Origin of the sequence: Streptomyces sp. NBC_00683, from assembly GCF_036226745.1 — a bacterium.
Taxonomy (GTDB): Bacteria; Actinomycetota; Actinomycetes; order Streptomycetales; family Streptomycetaceae; genus Streptomyces.
The window spans coordinates 1,362,335-1,382,160 of sequence record NZ_CP109013.1 but is presented as its reverse complement, the minus strand read 5'-3'; the positions used below and the strand labels follow the sequence as shown (position 1 = coordinate 1,382,160).

The 19,826-nt window shown below is 70.7% G+C and carries 17 protein-coding genes; 12 read left to right on the top strand and 5 right to left on the bottom strand.

All coding sequences use genetic code 11. From position 1 onward, the window contains the following. Position 1: 1 nt before the first annotated feature. The 8 genes from OG257_RS06150 to OG257_RS06115 are packed head-to-tail and all read left to right on the top strand — an operon-like array spanning position 2 to position 7,215. Complete coding sequence (locus tag OG257_RS06150; protein WP_329205436.1) at positions 2-1,123, top strand: MCE family protein; 1,122 nt, start codon at positions 2-4, stop codon at positions 1,121-1,123. After that, positions 1,120-2,262, top strand: a complete 1,143-nt coding sequence (locus tag OG257_RS06145) for an MCE family protein (protein ID WP_329205434.1) — start codon at positions 1,120-1,122, stop codon at positions 2,260-2,262. Before OG257_RS06150 ends, OG257_RS06145 begins: the two co-directional genes overlap by 4 nt. Beyond that, complete coding sequence (locus tag OG257_RS06140; protein WP_329205432.1) at positions 2,259-3,512, top strand: MlaD family protein; 1,254 nt, start codon at positions 2,259-2,261, stop codon at positions 3,510-3,512. Before OG257_RS06145 ends, OG257_RS06140 begins: the two co-directional genes overlap by 4 nt. Beyond that, the gene (locus OG257_RS06135; protein WP_329205430.1) at positions 3,509-4,030 is read left to right on the top strand and encodes a hypothetical protein; all 522 of its coding nucleotides are present in this window, start codon (positions 3,509-3,511) and stop codon (positions 4,028-4,030) included. Before OG257_RS06140 ends, OG257_RS06135 begins: the two co-directional genes overlap by 4 nt. Further along, positions 4,027-4,629 carry a hypothetical protein gene (locus OG257_RS06130; RefSeq protein ID WP_329205428.1) on the top strand — a complete coding sequence of 201 codons (603 nt, stop codon included), beginning with the start codon at positions 4,027-4,029 and terminating at the stop codon, positions 4,627-4,629. The genes OG257_RS06135 and OG257_RS06130 overlap by 4 nt, the downstream gene beginning before the upstream one ends. A gap of 13 nt (positions 4,630-4,642) precedes the next feature. After that, entirely contained in the window at positions 4,643-5,173 is a 531-nt protein-coding gene (locus OG257_RS06125; RefSeq protein WP_329205427.1) for a nuclear transport factor 2 family protein, read from the top strand. 43 nt (positions 5,174-5,216) lie between these two features. Continuing rightward, the gene (locus OG257_RS06120) at positions 5,217-5,981 is read left to right on the top strand and encodes a hypothetical protein (RefSeq protein WP_329205425.1); all 765 of its coding nucleotides are present in this window, start codon (positions 5,217-5,219) and stop codon (positions 5,979-5,981) included. Between the two features lie 22 nt (positions 5,982-6,003). Continuing rightward, the gene (locus tag OG257_RS06115; RefSeq protein WP_329205424.1) at positions 6,004-7,215 is read left to right on the top strand and encodes a lytic transglycosylase domain-containing protein; all 1,212 of its coding nucleotides are present in this window, start codon (positions 6,004-6,006) and stop codon (positions 7,213-7,215) included. Positions 7,216-7,218: 3 nt separating this feature from the next. Here the strand turns inward: OG257_RS06115 and OG257_RS06110 are convergent, their stop codons facing one another. Then, the gene (locus OG257_RS06110) at positions 7,219-8,280 is read right to left on the bottom strand and encodes an ATP-dependent DNA ligase (RefSeq protein WP_329205423.1); all 1,062 of its coding nucleotides are present in this window, start codon (positions 8,278-8,280) and stop codon (positions 7,219-7,221) included. Positions 8,281-8,368: 88 nt separating this feature from the next. Between OG257_RS06110 and ligD the strand changes: the two genes are divergently transcribed. After that, the gene (gene ligD, locus OG257_RS06105) at positions 8,369-9,379 is read left to right on the top strand and encodes a non-homologous end-joining DNA ligase (RefSeq protein WP_329214933.1); all 1,011 of its coding nucleotides are present in this window, start codon (positions 8,369-8,371) and stop codon (positions 9,377-9,379) included. Then, positions 9,376-10,446 (top strand): ABC transporter permease, encoded by a 1,071-nt coding sequence (locus OG257_RS06100; RefSeq protein ID WP_329205422.1) that lies wholly within the window; start codon positions 9,376-9,378, stop codon positions 10,444-10,446. The genes ligD and OG257_RS06100 overlap by 4 nt, the downstream gene beginning before the upstream one ends. A gap of 13 nt (positions 10,447-10,459) precedes the next feature. On the opposite strand, the gene OG257_RS06095 is transcribed toward OG257_RS06100, so the two are convergent. Together OG257_RS06095 and OG257_RS06090 are read right to left on the bottom strand one after the other, a co-directional pair. Next, positions 10,460-12,697, bottom strand: a complete 2,238-nt coding sequence (locus OG257_RS06095; protein WP_329205420.1) for an OmpL47-type beta-barrel domain-containing protein — start codon at positions 12,695-12,697, stop codon at positions 10,460-10,462. Further along, the gene (locus OG257_RS06090) at positions 12,694-15,192 is read right to left on the bottom strand and encodes a ThuA domain-containing protein (protein WP_329205419.1); all 2,499 of its coding nucleotides are present in this window, start codon (positions 15,190-15,192) and stop codon (positions 12,694-12,696) included. The genes OG257_RS06095 and OG257_RS06090 overlap by 4 nt, the downstream gene beginning before the upstream one ends. 221 nt (positions 15,193-15,413) lie before the next feature. On the opposite strand from OG257_RS06090, the gene OG257_RS06085 reads away from it, so the two are divergent. Then, positions 15,414-16,403: a multicopper oxidase domain-containing protein gene (locus OG257_RS06085; protein ID WP_329205417.1), complete on the top strand. Its 990-nt coding sequence runs from the start codon at positions 15,414-15,416 to the stop codon at positions 16,401-16,403. A 25-nt stretch (positions 16,404-16,428) separates the two neighbouring features. Here the strand turns inward: OG257_RS06085 and OG257_RS06080 are convergent, their stop codons facing one another. Continuing rightward, positions 16,429-18,606, bottom strand: a complete 2,178-nt coding sequence (locus OG257_RS06080) for a DEAD/DEAH box helicase (protein WP_329205415.1) — start codon at positions 18,604-18,606, stop codon at positions 16,429-16,431. Between the two features lie 112 nt (positions 18,607-18,718). Next, positions 18,719-19,501 carry an IclR family transcriptional regulator gene (locus OG257_RS06075; RefSeq protein ID WP_329205413.1) on the bottom strand — a complete coding sequence of 261 codons (783 nt, stop codon included), beginning with the start codon at positions 19,499-19,501 and terminating at the stop codon, positions 18,719-18,721. A gap of 208 nt (positions 19,502-19,709) precedes the next feature. Between OG257_RS06075 and OG257_RS06070 the strand changes: the two genes are divergently transcribed. After that, entirely contained in the window at positions 19,710-19,820 is a 111-nt protein-coding gene (locus OG257_RS06070) for a putative leader peptide (RefSeq protein ID WP_329205412.1), read from the top strand. The last annotated feature ends 6 nt before the right edge of the window (positions 19,821-19,826 follow it).

The window sequence follows — 19,826 nt, the reverse complement described above, 5'->3', positions numbered from 1 at the left end:
CATGAGACCCGCACGCATCATCGGCATCGGCGCCGGACTCGCCGTCGTCGCCGTGGCCGCCACCTCCGGTGTGATGGCCATGGACGACGCCGGAAGGACGACGGTCACCGCCTACTTCGACCAGGCCACCGGGGTGTACGCCGGCTCGGACCTGCGGATCCTCGGCGTGAAGGTCGGCACCGTCGAATCCGTGGAACCGAAGGGCAAGGAGGTCGCGGTCACCCTCAGGCTCGACGAGGGCGTCAAGGTCCCCAAGGAGGCCCACGCCGTCGTCGTCGCCCCCAGCCTGGTCGCCGACCGCTACGTCCAGCTCGCGCCCGCGTACAGCGGAGGGGCGCAGATCGAGGACCACGCCGTGCTGCCCGCCGCGAACAACGCGACACCCATCGAGGTCGACCAGCTGTACGAGTCGATCACGGAGCTCTCCACGGCGCTCGGCCCGGACGGGGCCAACGCCGACGGGGCCCTGGCGGGACTCCTGGAGACCGGCGCGAAGAACCTCGACGGCAACGGAAAGGCCATCGGGGACTCCATCGAGCAGTTCGGCAAAGCGACGAAGACGCTCGACAAGAGCAGCGGGAACCTCTTCGACACCCTCTCCTACCTGCAGACCTTCACCACGATGCTCAAGGAGAACGACGGCAATGTGCGCGCCGCCGAGCAGCAGCTCAACTCCGTCACCGGATTCCTCGCCGACGACAAGAAGAACCTCAGCGCGGCCCTGAAGGAGCTCGGCAAGGCGCTCGGCCAGGTCAAGGGCTTCATCCAGAAGCACCGCGGCGCCCTCAAGGAGAACGTGGACCTCCTGGTGCCGCTCACCCAGACCCTGGTCGACCAGCGCGCCTCGCTCGCGGAGTCCCTCGACACGCTGCCGCTCGCGGCCACCAACGTACTCAACGCCTACGACCCGGCGAACCGGACCCTCAACGGCCGTACGAACCTCAACGAACTGTCCATGGGCGGACCGCTCACCGAGGCCGAAGCAGCCGGTCTGCAAGGGCTGGCACCGGTGGACGCCACCCGGCAGAAGGCGCTGCCCGTGCTGCCGCTGCCCGCGATCGGCACCGTCTACGGCACCCCGGGCAGGACCGGGACGGACAGGAAGAAGGAGGCGAACCGATGAGCCGTGCCCTGCGCAGACCCGGAGCCCGCGCGACCACGGGCCTCGCCGCCCTGCTCGCCGTCGGTGTCGGCCTCGCACTCGTCGTCACCAGCGTCGACATGCCCTCGTTCACCGGCATCGACCAGGTACCCCTGCCCGGCGGCGCCGACCTCGGCGACCACCCGTACGAGATCACCGCCGAGTTCGGGGACGTCCTCAGCCTCGCGCCGCAGTCCTCGGTCAAGGTCAACGACGTCGCGGTCGGCAGGGTCACCAAGATCTCCCTCACCCCCGGCGGCTGGACCGCGAAGGTCACCATGCGGGTCAACGGGAAGATCAGGATGCCCGCCAACGCGTACGCCCACCTCGAACAGTCCAGCCTCCTCGGCGAGAAGTACATCCAGCTCTCACCGCCCGCCGCCGGAACGGCCGAGGGCGCACTGGCGGACGGCGACCGGATCCCGCTCACACGCACCAACCGCAACCCGGAGGTCGAGGAGGTCTTCGGCGCCCTGTCGATGCTCCTCAACGGCGGGGGCATCAACCAGCTCAAGACCATCACCACCGAGCTCAACAAGGCACTGGCCGGACAGGAACCCCAGATCCGTTCGATGCTCAGCCGCGTCGACACGCTCGTCACCAACCTGGACGACCACAAGGAAGACATCACCGAGGCGCTCGACGGCGTCAACCGCCTCGCCGCCACCCTCGCCACCCGCAAACAGGACGTCGGCACCGTCCTCACCGGGCTGAGCCCCGGAATGAAGGTCCTGGAGAAGCAACGCGGTTCGCTCCTGACCATGCTGCGCTCGCTCGACACGCTCTCCACCGTCGCCGTGGGGACGATCAACAAGAGCAAGGCCGACACGATCGCGGACCTCAAGGCGATCGCCCCCACGCTCAGGGCCCTCGCCGACTCGGGCCAGGACCTGCCCGACTCCCTCCAGGTACTGCTCACCTACCCGTTCACCGACGAGGTGCTGCGCGGAGTGAAGGGCGACTACCTCAACGTCTACCTGGATGTGACGGCCATGCCCGGTACCCAGATCATCCCGGCACTCACCCCGGGCGGCACCGCGCCAACGGTCCGGCAGAAGGCGGCGCTTCCCCTGCCCCTTCCCTCGATCACGACACCGGGCACGGAGGGCAGCAGCCGATGATCACGCTCGCCACCCGGCTCAAGAACATCGCCTTCCTCATCATCGCGGTGCTCGTACTCGGCTACCTCGGTGTGCGGTACGCCGACCTCGGCCACTACGTCGGCCTGCGCAGCTACTACACCGTGACGGTCCAACTGCCGCAGACCGGCGGCCTGTACACCCACTCCAACGTCTCCTACCGGGGCGTGTCCGTCGGCAGGGTCGGCCCGATCGAACTGACCGACGACGGTGTCGAGGCCGAGCTGCGCATCGAGAACGACGCACCGCGCATCCCGGACAGCCTGGAGGCCGTCGTCGCCAACCTCTCCGCCGTGGGCGAGCAGTACATCGACCTGCGGCCCACCCGTGAGGACGGTCCCTTCCTGGAGAACGGCTCGGTCATCGACCAGGCCGACACGACCATCCCCGCTCCCGTCACCAACGTCCTCACCAGCGTCAACGACCTGACGGCATCCGTAGACGCGGAAGCGCTGCGCACCGTCGTCGACGAATTCGGTGCGGCCTTCAACGGGCGCGGCGACGACCTCCAGGTCCTGCTGGACACCGGCAGCGAGTTCGTCGAGGCGGCGGACGAGGCCCTGCCGACCACCACGAAGCTCATGGCCGACGGCGAGACCGTGCTGCGTACCCAGGCCGAACAGGGCGACGCCCTCAAGGGCTTCGCGTCCGGTGCCGAGGAACTCGCCGCCGAACTGAAGGGATCGGACGCCGACCTGCGCCGGCTGATCGCCGCCGCCCCCGACGCGACCGCACAGATCAGCGGGCTGCTGCGTGACGTGGAGCCCGGCTTCGGCGTCGTCGTCGCCAACCTCCTCACCACCTCCGAGGTCGCCGTCACCCGGCAGCGCGGACTGGAGGAACTCCTGGTGAAGGTCCCCGCGGTCGCAGCGGCGGGAGCGAGTGCGGTCGACGAGGACGGCGCCCGGTTCGGCATGTCGGTCACCTTCTTCGAACCGCTGCCCTGCACCGCCGGATACGGCTCCACGACCTACCGCGAGGGCACCGACCTCTCACCGGCCCCGGCCGTCAACACCAAGGCCCGCTGCGCCTCCTCGCCCGGTACCGGGATCAACGTCCGCGGCAGCGCCAACGCCCCCAGGGGCGGGCCCGTGCCCGTTCCCGCCGTTCCCGGCCCGCTCCTCACCGGCAGCGACGGGGACCGGCTCCCGGGTGCGTTCGGCACCACCGGCGACACGTCGCCGGCGCCCCGGGGCATGGCCGGCCTGCTGGGCCTCGGAGGTGGCCTGTGAACGCCCGGACGAAGAGCCTGAGCGGCTGGGCCGTGCTCCTGGCCGCCGTACTGATCTGCGCGCTCGGCGGCTGGTCGTACGCGCAGGCGCGGGGCGACGACACCCTGTCGTACGCGAAGAGCCGCGACGCCGCACTCGACGACGGGAAGCGGCACATCGCCCGGCTGAACACCATGGACGGCAAGGACGGCACGACCGTCGCCTCGGGGCTCGACGCGTGGCTCGCCTCCTCGACGGGTCCGCTGCACGACGGGCTGAGGAGCAGCCGCACGAAGGACGCGAGCGAACTCGCCAAGTCCGGTGCCACGGCGCACGGGAAGGTCACCGACGCCGCGCTCACCGCGCTCGACGAACGGGCCGGGACCGCCGCGATGATCGCGACCGTCGACGTCGAGGTCACCCCGCGCACCGGCAAGGGAGGCACGGAGCGCAAACGCTTCGAGGCGAGCCTCGCCCGGACCGGCGACGGCTGGAAGGTCAAGGCACTCGAGGCCATACCCGTCGGGAGCGGCACATGAAGCAGACCGGAGGGACCACGGTGGCGATCACCACCATCGACACCGACCCGGAGGCGGGCACGGTGGAACCCGGGGCGGAGGAGGGGGCCGCGCCGAACCGCCGACGCCCGGCACGGACCGTCGCCGCGGTCCTGGCCGTCGCCCTGCTCGTGGCCGGCGGCGCGTTCTTCGTCGCCGGGCAGCAACTCCGCGACACCCCCGCCACATCCAACAGCGCGCTGACCGACACGGCGGCGACCACCCGGGTCGCGGGCGATGTCAGCAACGCGCTGGGCAAGGTCTTCTCGTACAGCCCGCAGGCCACCGCCGTCACGAAGGAGTCGGCGAAGCAGCTGCTGGCGGGCAAGGCGCTCCAGCAGTACGCGGCACTGTTCGGCCAGGTCGAGAAGCAGGCCGCGGACCAGAAGCTGACGCTCACCACCCACGTCGTACGGGCCGGAGTGACCCGGCTCAGCGGCAGCAGCGCCCACCTGCTCGTCTTCCTCGACCAGGTGTACGAGCGCGAGGGGAAGGCCGCCACCACAGCGGCGGCCCAGCTGTCCGTCACCGCCGAACTGCGGGACGGACGCTGGCAGATCGTCGAGATCACCTCCAGGTAGGGGAGAGGCACCGATGGCACGGGTACGGACGACGAGGAATCCGCTGGTGGCGGCAGCGATCGCGCTGACCGCCGTGGCGGCGGTCGCGGCGGGCTGGGGCGGCTGGTCCCGGTACGACGCCGCTCACGACGACTCGGCGGCCTACGCACAGGCCCGCGACGACGCGCTGGCCGCGGGGGAGCAGGCCGTGCAGAACATGAACACGCTCGACCACGCGAAGCTCGACCAGGGTCTCGACAGCTGGGAGGACTCGACGACGGGCGACCTCCACAAGCAACTCGTCGACGGGCGCGACGGGTTCGCCGAGCAGATCGAGGCGGCCGGGACCGTGAGCACGGCCGAGGTGCTGTCCGGAGCGGTGACCGAGCTGGACGAACGGGCCGGCAAGGCCGGCGTGATGGTCGCCCTGCGGGTCACCGTGACCGCACCGAAAGGCAAGCCCGCGGTGAAGGAGAGCCGGATGCTCGGGCAGCTCACCCGTACCTCCGAGGGGTGGAAGCTCAGCGCCCTCGGCCAGGCGCCCGTCGGCAACACCGCCGGCTGACACCCCCTCCCCGGACCGCACCGCCTTCGAGAGGAACCGAGAGATGTCGACGACCCGTCACCTCGTCAACCGTCAGCGACGGTTGGCCTCCGCCGCGACGGCGACCGCCCCGCCCCGGGGGCGCGTCACCCCTGACCGGCCGCCCGTGGAGAACGGGCCGGCCACGGAGGATACGGCCGCGGATGGTGCAGTCGCAGGCCCAACAGCCCTGGAGGAAGCGGACATCGAGGATCCCGGCGTGGATCAGGAGGCCGCGGAGGAGGAGCCCGGGACCCGGCGCAAGCGCACGCCCCGGCTCCGCATCCGGCTCCCCGCCGTCCTCTGCGCCGCCACCGTGCTCCTCGGCGCCTTCGCCGCCTGGGCGTTCGCCTCGGCCGGCACACTGCGCGACGACCCGAGCCGGCAGAACACCGCCCTCACCGACATCGGCCGGACCAGCGAGGTGAAGGGCCAGATCACCGAGGCTGTCGGGGCCGTGTTCTCGTACAACTACGCCTCGCCCGCGAAGTCCGACCGTGCGGCACGGACCTATCTGGTCGGCCGGGCGGTGCAGCAGCACAAGGACATGCTCGCCGAGGTACGCGCACAGGCGCCGAAGCAGAAGCTCGTACTCACCACGACCGTCACCCAGAGCGGCGTCGAACGGCTCGACGGCGACCGGGCCCGGCTGCTGGTCTTCGCCGACCAGAGCAACACCCGTACGGGCAAGGCCGAGGAGACGACCTACGCGGCGGCCATGTTCGCAGTGGACGCCGTTCGCCGCGGCGACACCTGGCGGATCTCCGCCATCGACACGTTCACCCAGTGATCCGGGGGGAGAGGGAGCACGCATGAGGTTCAACGGAACAATGCGCCGCGGACTCACCGGCACGGCCACGGCCGTTGCCGCCATGGCCGCGCTCACCGCGTCCCAGGCACCCGGGCTCGTCGGCGGGGCCGACGACAACAAGCCGGTGGCAGCGGACGACGTGGTCTGGACCCAGGTGCCCAACGACGACAGCTACCACACGGAGTTGCCGCCGCTGAAGACGCCCGAGCCGCCCAGGTCCGGCACGAAGCCGAACCCGGTCGTCGTACCGGCCTGGGCCGAAGCGGGCATTCCGGCGACGGTCCTCTCCGCGTACCGCAGGTCCGAGAGCTCGCTGGGCCGTACCGACCCCGGCTGCCGGCTCCCCTGGCAGTTGCTCGCGGCGATCGGCAAGGTCGAGTCGGGGCAGGCGCGCGGAGGGCGGGTCGACGCCCGGGGCACCACGCTCTCCCCGATCCTCGGCCCCGTCCTCAACGGTGCGGGCTTCGCCGACATCCCGGACACCGACGGCGGTGCGTACGACGGCGACACCCGCTACGACCGGGCCGTCGGACCGATGCAGTTCATCCCATCCACCTGGGCGCACTGGGCGAAGGACGGCAACGGCGACGGGCGCAAGGACCCCAACAACATCTTCGACGCCGCACTGGCCGCCGGGCACTACCTCTGTGCCGGGACGCGCAACCTGTCGGTGCGGGGGGACCTCGACCGGGCGATCCTCAGCTACAACCACTCGGACACCTATCTGCGCACGGTGCTGTCCTGGCTGGAGTTCTACCGCAAGGGCACCCATCCCGTCGCCGACGGCAGCGGTGTGATCCCCAGGAGCCCCGGAGCAGGCGGCCCGACCCCGCCCAAGGCCCCGGTCGGCGGCCCCGGCCGCCCGGACGACGACGGCGGCATCATCATCGGCCCGCAGCCCACCCGGACACCCGGTCCCTCGACCTCGCCCGGACCGTCACCCTCGGACTCCGCCACCCCGGACCCCAGCGGCTCCCCGACGGACCCGGGCCCCAGCCCCGACCCGACCGACACCGGGCCCACGGACCCGACCACCGATCCGGATCCCAGCACGTCACCCGACCCGACCACGGACCCGAGTACGTCACCGGACCCGGACCCCAGCACCTCCCAGCCGGGCTGCCCGACGGAGTCCGCGGAGCCCGGCCCCTCGCCCACCACGACGCCCTCCGACGCGCCCACGGACGAACCCTGCGCCACGCCCACCGCCTGAGCGTCAGCCGGCCGGAAGCACCTCGGACAGGTCGTACCGCACCACTTCCTCCAGCTGTTCGTAGGTGCAGCCGGCGGGGGTGCGGTCCGGCCGCCACCGCCGGAACTGGGTGGTGTGGCGGAAACGGTCGCCCTCCATGTGGTCGTAGGCCACCTCGCAGACCCGCTCGGGGCCGATCGCCACCCAGGACAGGTCCTTCTTGCCCGACCAGCGGCTCGGCGCCCCCGGCAGCCTCGACCCCTCGTGCGCGGCCGCGTCCGCCCAAGCCGCCCAGGGGTGCTCGGCGGGGTCGATGCGCAGGGGCTCCAGCTCCTCGACGAGTTCGGCGCGCCGCTTCATCGGGAAGGCCGCGCAGACCCCGACGTGCTGGAGCACACCCTCGGAGTCGTACAGCCCCAGCAGCAGGGATCCCACCACGGGGCCGCTCTTGTGGAAGCGGTAGCCCGCCACCACGCAGTCGGCGGTCCGGGCATGCTTGATCTTGTACATCGCTCGGACGTCGGGCCGGTAGGGCAGGTCGAGCGGCTTGGCGACCACGCCGTCGAGCCCCGCGCCCTCGTACCGTTCGAACCACTCCTGGGCGACGGCGGGGTCCGTGGTGGCCGGAGCGAGGTGGACGGGGGCGGACGCACCGGAGAGCGCCGTCTCCAGCAGGGTCCGCCGTTCGCTCTGCACCGTGCTCAGCAGGGACCGGTCGTCCAGCGCGAGGATGTCGAAGGCCACCAGGCTCGACGGCGTCTGCTCGGCCAGCATCCGCACCCGCGAATCGGCCGGATGAATGCGTTCGCTCAGCCGGTCGAAGTCCAGCCGCCCCCCGTGCGCCACCACGATCTCCCCGTCGATCACACAGCGGGGCGGGAGGTTCTCCCGCAACGCCGTGACCAGCTCGGGGAAGTAGCGGGTCAGCGGCTTTCCGGACCGGCTGCCGATCACCACCTCGTCGCCGTCCCGGTGCACGATCGCCCGGAAGCCGTCCCACTTCGCCTCGTACTGCATACCCGGGGGAATGGCGGACACGGACTTGGCGAGCATCGGTTTCACAGGAGGCATCACGGGCAGGTCCATGGACCGATTCTGGACCGTCCCGCGGAGCGCGTCTCCCGATATGCGGCATATGTGGGCCCGGCCTACGGTGGCCGACATGGGAGCAGCGGTGGAGTTGGAAGCGGACGGACGGCCCGTACGGCTGTCCAATCCGGACAAGGTGTACTTCCCCGAGAAGGGCTACACCAAGAGGGACGTGGCCGAGTACTTCCTGGCCGTGGGGCCCGGGATCCTCCGCGCCCTCCGCGAGCGGCCGACCACCCTCCAGCGCTTCGTGGACGGTGTGGAGGGCGACTTCTTCTACCAGAAGCGTGCGCCGAAGAACCTCCCCGACTGGACCCCCACCGCCCGTATCGAATTCCCGAGCGGCCGTCACGCCGACGAGATGTGCCCCACCGAGCTCGGCGCCGTCCTCTGGGCGGCCAACCTGGGGACTCTGACCTTCCACCCCTGGCCGGTACGCAGGGCCGACACCGACCATCCCGACGAGCTGCGCATCGACCTCGACCCGCAGCCCGGCACCGACTACGCCGATGCGGTGAGGGCGGCCCACGAACTGCGGTCCGTCCTGGACGACCACGGGCTGCGCGGCTGGCCCAAGACCTCGGGCGGGCGCGGCATCCACGTCTTCGTGCCCATCGTGCCCGAGTGGACCTTCACCCAGGTCCGGCGTGCCGCGATCGCCGTGGGACGGGAACTCGAACGCCGTATGCCGGACCGGGTCACCACCGCGTGGTGGAAGGAGGAGCGGGGCGAGCGGATCTTCGTCGACTACAACCAGACGGCCCGCGACCGGACCATCGCCTCCGCCTACTCCGTACGCCCCCGTCCGTACGCCCCGGTCTCCGCTCCGCTGCGCTGGGAGGAGATCGACGACGCCGAGCCGCGCGACTTCGACATCCGGACCATGCCCGTGCGGTTCGCCGAGGTGGGCGACCTGCACGCCGACATGGACGACCACGCCTTCCGGCTCGACAAGCTGCTGGAGCTGGCCACGCGCGACGAGCAGGAGCACAAGCTCGGCGATCTGCCCTATCCGCCGGAGTACCCGAAGATGCCCGGCGAACCGAAGCGGGTGCAGCCCAGCCGCGCCCGGCACGACGACGGCAACGAGGCATGAACGCCGGACAGACGGCGGAGCACGGAGCGCACGGCAGGCCCCCGACGCGGCGCGAGAAGTGGGAGGCGTACAAGCAGTCGCCGTACTTCCCGGCGCTGGTCCTGCTGTTCATCCTGGCCGCCGCGGCCGGACTCTTCGCCGGCTCCTACACCTACGCGATGGCCAACCCCACCCCGCACCGGATTCCGGCCGCCGTGCTCAGCGGCGCCGACGTGGCGCGCGGCAGGGCGTTCGTCGACGGCATGGAGAAGGCGCTCGACACCTCCCTGGAACTGCACAGGTACGGGACCCTGGCCGAAGCGCACCAGGCGCTGGACGAACAGAAGGTCTTCGTGATCCTGCGGACGGTCGGCGACGGGGTGGCGATGGACGTCGCCGCGGCGTCCGGCGCCACCGTCGCGGAACTGCTCGCCGAGACCGGGGTCAAGGTCGCGGACACCCTCGGCATCCCGCTCACGGTCACGGACGTCAAGCCCCTGCAGAAGGGTGACCCGCGGGGGCTGGCCCTCTTCTACATCTCGCTGGCCGCCGTCATCATCGGTTTCGTCGGGGCGATCCAGCTCAGCGTGCACGCCCGCGAGCTGAACCCGCTGGAGCGCATCGCGTTCACCCTGGGCTACTCGCTCCTGGGCGGCTTCGCCATCGCGGCCGTCGTGGACTGGGGACTGGGCGCGGTGGACCTGCCGTTCGTCCAGTCCTGGCTGATCCTGTCGTTCACGATGTTCACCTCGGGCATGGTCTTCACCATGTTCAACACCCTCATGGGGCGCTGGGCGATGATCCCCACCTGGGGTGTCATGGTGCTGCTCGGCAATCCCTCGTCGGGCGGCGCGGTGTCCTGGCCGCTGCTGCCCTCGCTGCTCGGGCACATCGGCCGCTGGCTGCCGCCGGGTGCCTCGGTCAACGCCCAGCACACGGCGGTCTACTACCAGGGCCACCAGTTCGTCTTCCCGTATCTGGTGCTCGCGGCCTGGTCGCTGGTGTCCTGCACCGTGTTCTGGGTGTGGCGCCACCGGCACCCCGGAGGCCGCGGCCACATGCCTGAGCATGCGGCCGCGGCCTCCTGAGTACTCCCCGGTGCTACAGCTCCTGGATGCGGATGTCGCGGTAGGAGATGACGTCCGTGGTGCTGTGGACCTGGAGCCCGATGTAACCGGTGCTGTAACGCCGGCCGTCGGTGCCCGGGTCGTCGCCCCGCGGCGGCTCGAAGAGCTGGCCTCCGGTGTTGTCGAACTCGTTCAGCAGGACACCGTTGCGGTAGACCGAGTAGTGCTGGTCCACCACCCGGATCTCGTAGTCGTTCCAGGTGCCCTTGGGTGTGACCCCGGCGCCGCCGAGACCCACGCGGTCGAAGCCGTAGACGGACCCGGTCTTGTACATGTCGCCGTCGGGCCGGTCGTTGACCTGGATCTCATGGCCGTACTTGATGGCGACCCACTCCGGGCGCGACTCCTCCGGGTTGTCATGGACGTCCGGGAAGCGGACGAACACCCCGCCGTTGGCGTTGCCCGCCCCGGGAGCGTCGTCACGCCACTGGAGCTTCAGCGAGAAGTCGCCGTACTGGCGGGCCGGGAACCACAGCATTCCCATCCCGTCCACCGAGGTGGAGCTGGTGATGGACCCCTCCTCCGCGTTGAGCCCGAACTTCCCGCCGCCCACGTGCTGCCACTTGGACAGGGACTCCGCGGTGCCGTCGAACAGCTTGCGGTAGCCCTCGTCCTGGCCCGGCCTGCCGATGCCGGACTGCTTGGCCGCCCGGTAGATCTTCTTGTGCTCGCGGGCGTCGATCGCCCCGTCGGCGAGCAGCTTGTCGAGGACCTTGTCGACGTGCTTGAGGAACAGCGCGTGCGAGGACCAGTCCTTCTCGTCCTCGATCAGCTCGTTGATCGTGCAGCGGTTCCCGGTGACCCGGTTGGGGACACCCGTGTCGACCGTGCCGACGATGACGGTGAGCCGCTCGTCGTACTCGGGGCAGTTGGGCGCAGGGACTCCGCCGCTCTCGGCGATGGTGAACGACACCTGTTTCGCCGCGGAGGTGTTGCCCGCCTTGTCCGTCGCCCGGTGGGCGAAGGTGTGGTAGCCGACCCGGTCCACGATGACGGGCGCGGTGTACGCGAGGTACGGGCCCCCGTCCAGCGAGTACTCGGTCTTCTCCACGCCCGAGTCGGCGTCCGTGGCGGTCACCGTGGCCTTGGCGCCGGTGATGAACGCGCCGTCCGAGTTCTTGTCGCCCTCCACCGCCACGGAGGTCTCCGGCGGTGTCCGGTCCTGCGACGGCGGCTCGACGACCGTGAAGCCGACGGACTTCTCGGCTGCCGCGTTGCCGGACTTGTCGGTGGCGCGGTAGCGGACCGTGTGCGTCCCCACCTCGTGCACCATCACGGGTGCGGTGTACGGCTGCCAGGCGCCGTCGGCCCCGATCGCGTACTCGATGGTGTTGACGCCGGACCCGGTGTCGGACGCGGTCACGGTGACCGTGGCCATGCCCAGGTAGGCGCCCGCGTCGTCCTTCTCGCCCGAGACGGTCGCCGAGGTCTCCGGCGGTGTCTCGTCGTCGGTGGGCGGTGCCGCGACCGCGAAGTCGACGGACTTCTCGGCTGCCGCGTTGCCGGACTTGTCGGTGGCGCGGTAGCGGACCGTGTGCGTCCCCACCTCGTTCACCACGACGGGCGTCGTGTACGGCTGCCAGGCGCCGTCGGCCCCGATCGCGTACTCGACGGTGTCCACGCCCGAATCCGCGTCGGTCGCCGCCAGGGTGACGGTGGCCTGACCGATGTACGCGCCGTCGGCGTTCTTGTCGCCGTCCACCGTCGCGGAGGTCTCGGGTGCGGTGGTGTCCTCACCGCCGCCGCCCTCGGTCACGGTGAGGATGCCCTGCATCGAGCCGTGGCCGGGAATGGTGCAGTGGTAGAAGTACCGGCCGGGCGTGAGGGTGACCTCGACGCTGTGCTTGCCGCCCGAGCTGTCACTCGGGTTGGCCAGGATGTTCAACGGGACGTCGTTGTTGAACTCCACGTCCGACACGCTGAAGGTCAGGGTGTGCGGCATGCCCGTCGTGTTGCCCGTGGCGGTGCTGTTCTCGAAGACGATGGTCGCCGGGCCGGCCACCGCGGTCTTGGGCGCCGACAGGTAGTGGTCGATGGGATCGCCCGCGGTCCAGTTGAGTACCTGGTCGGCCGCGGCCGCGGGCCGGTCGTCCTCGCGCCCGTAGGCGGCCGTCGACGTCAGCCCCAGGACCATCAGGAACGAGCCGAGCAGGGCCAGCCACAACCGGGCGGGTCCGTACCGCTGTCGCGCGAGGAGTGAAGGGTGTCTCACTGCGCTGCCGCCTTCCTGGCCAGGTCGGAGGCGGCCGGGGTCGGGCCGCCGCCCTTGTACGTCACGCGCCACAGCGCGGACTTGGAGTCGGAGGTGAAGAAGCCGCGCCCGTAGTCCAGGACGTAGAGCGAACCGTCGGGGGCGAACTTCCAGTCCATGAGGTTGCGGATACCCTCCGCACCGACCGGAATGATCTTCTTCAGGGACTCGGCGTGCGTGGGGGTGCCGCCCTTGCCGACCGTCTTCGGGTCGGTGAGCACGGCGTGCCGCGGCTGGGTGTCGTCGTAGAAGTCACCGACGAACCACTTGCCGTCCCAGTACGAGGGCCACTTGGCCTCGCTCGTGCTCGTCGCGTCGTAGCGGTAGACCGGGCCGTTCATCGTGGCCTGGCCGCCGCCCTTGAGCCAGGGCAGGAGCTGCTTCTGGTCGGCCACCTTGTAGCTCGGGATGCCGTTGGCGTCGCGCGGGTAGTCCACGCCGCCGCCCTGGGGCGAGTACCAGATGGTGTTGGACGTGATCGGCGGCAGCTTCACGAGGCCGTCGTTGTTCGGCGACTCGTTCCTGGGGGCGTCGCAGTCGTACCAGCCCAGCGGCTTGGTGGGATCCGGCAGGTTGCGGTCCCGGTAGGGCTGCTTGTTGCCCATGCAGTACGGCCAGCCGTGGTTGCCGGCCTTGGTGATGGCGGCGAACGTGTCGTACTTGGCGGGACCCCACGTGGTGCTGGGGGAGCCTGCGTCCGGGCCGACCCAGCCCGCGTACAGCGTGTCGGTGGCCTTGTCGACGGAGATCCGGGCCGGGTTGCGTACACCCATCACATAGATCTCGCCGCGGGTCTTGCCGCCGCCCTCGTCCGGCTCCTTGCCTGTGAAGAGGTTGCCCTCCGGCAGGGTGTAGGTGCCGTCGTCCTCGGGGTGGATCCGCAGGATCTTCCCGTTGAGGTTGTTGGTGTTGCCCGCGGTGCGGCGGGCATCGGCGAACGACACGCCCTTGTAGTTCGGCTGCGGGTTGTTACCGGAGTAACCGTCGCTGAAACCGGAGGAGTTGTTGTCCCCGGTGGCGATGTAGAGGTTCTCCTTCGAGTCCCAGGCCAGGCCGCCGCCCGCGTGGCAGCAGCTGTGGATCTGGACCGGCCAGTGCAGCAGCACCTTCTCGGACGCCAGGTCCAGCTTGTTCGTGGCCGGGTCGAAGGTGAAGCGCGAGACCTGACGCACCGCCATCTGCTTGTCGCGGTCGATCTTCGCGTGCGGTGTGTAGTGCAGGTACACCCAGCCGTTGGTGGCGAAGTCCGGGTCCAGCTCGATGCCGAGCAGGCCCTCCTCCACCTTGACCAACTCGTCGCCGCCGCCCTTGTTGCCGAAGACGGTCAGCTTGCCCGCGAGGGTGACCTTCTTGGTCGCCGGGTCGTAGACGTGGATCTCGCCCTGGCCCTTGCCGATGTCCGGGTTGTTCCAGTCCGTGACGACCGGCTGGTCACCGTCGGCGCCGCCGCGCCCGATGTAGAAGACCCGGCCGTCCTTGGCGGTGACCAGGCCGTGCGGCTCGCCGATCTGGTCGTTCTGGCCCGGCTGGTTGGGCTGGGTGAGGCGCTCGGCCGTGTAGTTGGCGTCGATGGTCGCCTTGCAGTCCGCCTGGGAGGTGCGGCTCGTCCAGGCCAGCGCGCCCCGCAGGTGGTCGCGGAAGTCCGTCTCCGCGAAGCTGCTGACCGTACCGCCCATGCCCGTGTAGAAGGACCGGCCGCCGTCGTAGTCGCGGCACCAGGAGACCGGGTGGTCCCAGCCGTTGGCGCTCGCGCCGGGCGTGTACGTGATCTCGCGGACGCGGGCCACGGTGTGCACGTCGCCGGACGGATTGTCCTTCCAGTTCAGCCACTTGTCGGGGCGCTTCCACTCCAGCGGGAGGTTCTTCGTCGCCGGGTGCCGGCGATCCCCGATCTCGACCGTGGCGCGCTGGACGTTCGCCGGGCTGTCCGCCGAGGGACGGGCGCCCACCAGGCCCGTGAACCAGTCGGAGTACGGCTCGGTGCGCGCCGCGTCATGGATGCCGAGGAAACCGCCGCCCGCCTCCATGTACGCCTCGAGGCCCGCTTCCTGCTCCGGGTCCAGGACATCGCCGCCGCCCGTCAGGAAGACGACCGCGTTGTACTTGCCGAGCTGCTTGCCGTTGGTGAAGACCGCGGCGTCGTCGGTGGCGACGGTCCTGAAGCGCCCGGCCTCCGGGCCGCTGAGCCCGATCGTCTCGATGGCCGCGATCCCCGCGTCGACGGTCGGCGACTCCTCGACCGCCGAGGCGTGGAAGACCAGCACCTTGACGTCGGCCCCGCCCGGCGGTGAGGGCAGAGACAACGTTGTCGCCACGCGTTCCTTGAGTCCTGGGTCCGGATAGGGTCTGGCGCTGGCCGCATTGCCCCCCAGCAGGGACGCGGTCAGTGCGCCGGCCGCCACCGCTGCCGCGAGGCCGTGCCGCGATCTGGACCTGTGATGTGGTGTGCGCTGCATGTGGTCACCCACCCCTCTTTGGTCACTGCTCTGGTCACTGCAACTCTGTGGTCACTGCAACAGCGCACGAAGCTAGACCTCTTTTCGCGACTCGCCAATAGGTATGGCAGCAATCGAACGAACTTTGTCCTGAGTGTGGATAAACATGGTTCCCACAGCTACGGTGTGGGCCGTCCCGGGGAACAGCACGTCAGTTTCCGTATCGCAGTGGGGAGTTCGACATGGACCGAAGGACCTTCAACCGGCGGATGCTGGTGGGCGGCGGAGTGGCGGCGGCGACCGGGGTGACATCGATGTCACTCGGCGCGGTCCAGGCGAGCTCGGCGGAGAACCCGCCGAGGACCGCCCCTGCGGGAGGAGCCGTCCGCCACCTCAAGCTGTACGCCGAGAAGCTGGCGGACGGCTCGATGGGCTACGGCTTGGAGAAGGGCAAGGCCTCGATTCCGGGACCGCTCATCGAGATCACCGAGGGCGACACCCTGCACATCGAGTTCGAGAACACCACGGACGTCGACGCCAGCCTCCACGTGCACGGCGTCGACTACGACATCGCGAGCGACGGCACCCGGATGAACCGGAGCCACGTCGAACCGGGCGGCACCCGCACGTACACCTGGCGCACCCACGCCCCGGGCCGCCGGAAGGACGGCACCTGGCAGGCGGGCAGCGCGGGCTACTGGCACTACCACGACCATGTCGTCGGCACCGATCACGGCACGGGCGGCATCCGCAAGGGGCTCTACGGACCTCTCGTCGTCCGGCGCAAGGGAGACATCCTGCCGGACAAGACGCTCACGATCGTCTTCAACGACATGACGATCAACAACAAGGCCGCCCACCAGAGCCCGAACTTCGAGGCCACGGTGGGCGACCGGGTCGAGGTCGTGATGATCACGCACGGCGAGTACTACCACACGTTCCACATCCACGGGCACCGCTGGGCGGACAACAGGACCGGGCTGCTCACCGGCCCCGAGGACCCGAGCAGGGTCGTCGACACGAAGATCTGCGGGCCCGCCGACTCGTTCGGCTTCCAGGTCATCGCGGGCGAACACGTGGGAGCCGGCGCCTGGATGTACCACTGCCACGTCCAGAGCCACTCCGACATGGGGATGGCCGGACTGTTCCTGGTCGCCAAGGCCGACGGCACGGTCCCCGGCTACGACCCGCCGCACCACGCGGCCGGCGCGGCGGACGCCCACGAGCACTGAGCCCCGGACACCACCCGACGGCCCATCAGGCCGTCAGACGCCGCTGTTCCTCCTCGACGATGAGCCGGGCGAGCGCCCCGTCCGACACGTCGACGGCATCGGGCGTCGCCTCGGCGACATCGCTGCGGCGCGCGTACGCGTCGAAGAGGCGGTCCTTGCGCGCAAGGATCTCCAGCATGCGCTGGTCGACACTGTCGGCCGCGAGCAGCCGGTGCACCTGGACCGTCCGTATCTGCCCCATGCGATGGGCCCGGGCCACGGCCTGGTGCTCCATCGTGGGCTTGATCTGCGGTTCGCACAGGATGACCACCGAGGCCGCCTGCATGTTCAGCCCGACCCCGCCGGCCTGGATCTGGCTCAGCAGGACGGCGTGCCCGTCCGCCGCGCCGAACGCGTCGACCAGCTCCTGCCGGCGCGCGGCCGGGAGACTCCCGGAGACCGGACCGAACACACCGTCGCCCAGAGCCTCCCCGACGGTCCGGAGCACGTCGCGGAAGTACGAGAACACGACGACCTTGAGCCCGTTGTCCGCGGCCTCCGTGACCAGCTCGCACAGCCTGTTCAGCTTCGCCGAGGTCTCAGGACGTGCGTACGCGGCACGGCGCATCCGCATGAAGTGCCCGGCGGCGACCGCCTCGCGGTACGCCTCGAGATCGCCTGCCGAGAACTCCTCCCACTCGTCCGCCTGGACCAGCGCGGGGAGTTCGCTCAGGACGTCCTCCTGGTTCCGCCGCAGATAGGCGGGCGCGACGGCCCTGCGGAAGGCGTGCGAACCGGCGATGCCGTGCGTGGTGGTGACGGACGGCGCCAGTTCGGGCCGCAGCTGGCGCACGAGGCTGCGGAACTCCTCCACGCGGTTCTCCATCGGGGTACCGGTGAGGAACAGGACCCGTTCGGTGTGGCCCGTCCAACCGGTCACGGCACGGGAGCGCCGGGTGGCGGGGTTCTTCACGAAGTGCGCCTCGTCGACCACCACCATGCCGGGCCGGACCCCGCAGGCCGGCCCCGCCGGCAGGGTGTACAGCGCGTCGAACGTCGTCAGGGCGACGCCGCCCTTCTCGCGCCACTCGGCGAACGCGTCCAGCCGCTCGGGGCCGTGCACCGGAACGGCGCGCAGAGTGGAGCGGGCACGGATCTCCCGGCTCCAGTTGATCAGTACGCTCGCCGGGCACACCACCAGGAAGTGGGTCTCGTCCCGTGCCGCGAGGTGGGCCAGCGCCGCGATGGCCTGGACGGTCTTGCCGAGCCCCATCTCGTCCCCGAGGATCACCCGTTTCTGGGCGAGGGCGAAACGCGCCCCGAAGGACTGGTAGCCGCGCAGCGACACCCTCAGGTGTGTGTCGTCGAGCCGCAGTCCGCGTACCCGGTCCGCGATCCCCGCGGGCAGGAAGCCCTCGGCGGCGTCCCGGTCGGGTCCGGCGGCGGACATCTCGGCGAGCAGGCTGTAGTACTCGGCCGACCGCAGCTCGAAATCGACCCATGCCTCGGCCTCGGACGCGGGTCCCCGCAGCAGGTCGACGGACACCTGCCCGAACAGCAGCCGCAGTTCGCGCGTGGCCGCCGCTTCCACGGCGCACCGTACGGAGGCGACGGCCGCCAGCACCTGGGCACGGGCCGCCCGTCCCGCGAACAGCATGCGAAGCCGGCTGCGGGCCGGTGCGGCAGCCGCGAGCGGCGGTTCCAGCTCCGTGGCCAGCCGCCGGGCGGCGGTCGTGGCCCGGCGCGCGTCGGGACCCGCTTCGACGAGCCGGTGCAGGGCGATGAGCAGCGCGGTCGTGGCCGCGTCCGAGGCATCCACGTCTATCCGTACGGCGACGGTGTCCCGGACCGCGTGCGCGATCTGCCGGGTGGCTGCCAGTGCCCGGTCCGCCGTCTGCGCCCCGACACCGGGGATCTGGCGGAGCTCGTAGCGCCCGGTGTCGTGGACCTGGCCCACCGTCCGATACCCGGCCTGTTCCAGCGCGCCGAGCCGCAGCCGGCCCTCGGTGACGTCCCCGAGCCGGGCGAGGGGGATGGCGGCCAGCTCCCGGCCGACGAGGGAGTCGAGGAGGGGGACCAGCGCGGTGCGTGCGCTGTCGACGGCCCGGGCGTGGTCGTCCAGGACCGCGCGGGCCGTCGTGACGAGCCGGTCCGCGTCCTCGAGCAGCTCACGGGCGGCTCTTCCCGTGGGCGCGTCCGCGCCCGTGGGTCCGGCCTGTGTCATGTAGGTCCTTCTGTCCCGCAGTCTTTCTGTCCCGCAGCCCCTCGGTGACCGAGTGCGCGTCACCTTCCCGGGCGGGGTACATCGTCGCACGGGCAGGTGCCGGAGCCTTCCATCACGGGGCGGGCGGCCTGCGTTCGGCCGGCGTCAGCAGCAGCACCTCCAGCGCGCGCGCACAGGACCGTGCCTGTTCGAGGAACCAGTCCGTCCGTTCGTCCGTGATCACGGACGGGGTGGCGCGCACGGCGAGCGCGAAGCGCGCGTGGCCGGAGCCGTCCAGCACGGGGACGGCCAGGGTGCGCACCCCGAGCGCCGACTCCCCGTCGTTGAGTGCGTACGTCTGGGTCCGTACGCGCGTCAACTCGGCCTGCAGCAGTGCGGGTTCCACGATCGTACGGTCGGTGAAGGCGCGCAGGGGCGGGAGTGCGGCCGGTCCGCCCTCGCCCGGCCGAGCCCAGGCCAGCAGGACCTTGCCCAGCGCTGTCGAGTGCAGCGGCCTGCGCAGCCCCGTGTGCGGGGTGACCGAGCCGCCGGCGACGATCACCGCGTGCGGGCCGCTGCGCAGCGCCAGGTCGGCCGTCGCCCCGGTGCGCTCCGCCAGGTCGGTCAGCTCGGGGGCGGCCAGATGGAGCCCCCGCTGGTGGTACGAGAGCCGGCCCAGCTCGGTCACCGCGGGGCCGAGCCGGTAGCGCGATGTGCGCGCGTCCTGCTCCAGGAAGCCCGCGCCGAGGAGGGTGCGGGCCAGGCGGTGGGCCGTGGAGACGGAGAGCTCCAGTCGCCGGGCAAGGTCGGAGGCGCTCAGGTCGGGGCCGTTGTCGTGGAAGCAGTGCAGGACGTCCAGCGCACGCAGCACCGCCTGGGCTCCGCCGGATGCGCGCACCGCCGCGGCCTCGGTCATGTCGTTCCACTCTCCGCTCGCGTGTGGGGGGACGGGGCCCGCGAGGCCCCCATGGTTGCCACATTACGGGAGGGAAGAGAGGGCCGAACGGGACCGTGAAACATTCTGTTCACAGTCAATCCCACATGGTGGGAAGCCAGTTGTGAGCGCGGGCAGGCCCGTGGCAGGCTGCAGCCCTCACCACCGGCGAACGGAAAGGAGCAGTGCCATGGCAGGCCCCCGCGCCACGACCCCGGGCACCACGGCTCCGGTCCGGCTCGCCCTCACGCTGCGCCGTCACATCGACCTGGCACGCGTCTCCAGCGCCGCCTGTCGCTGAACCCCC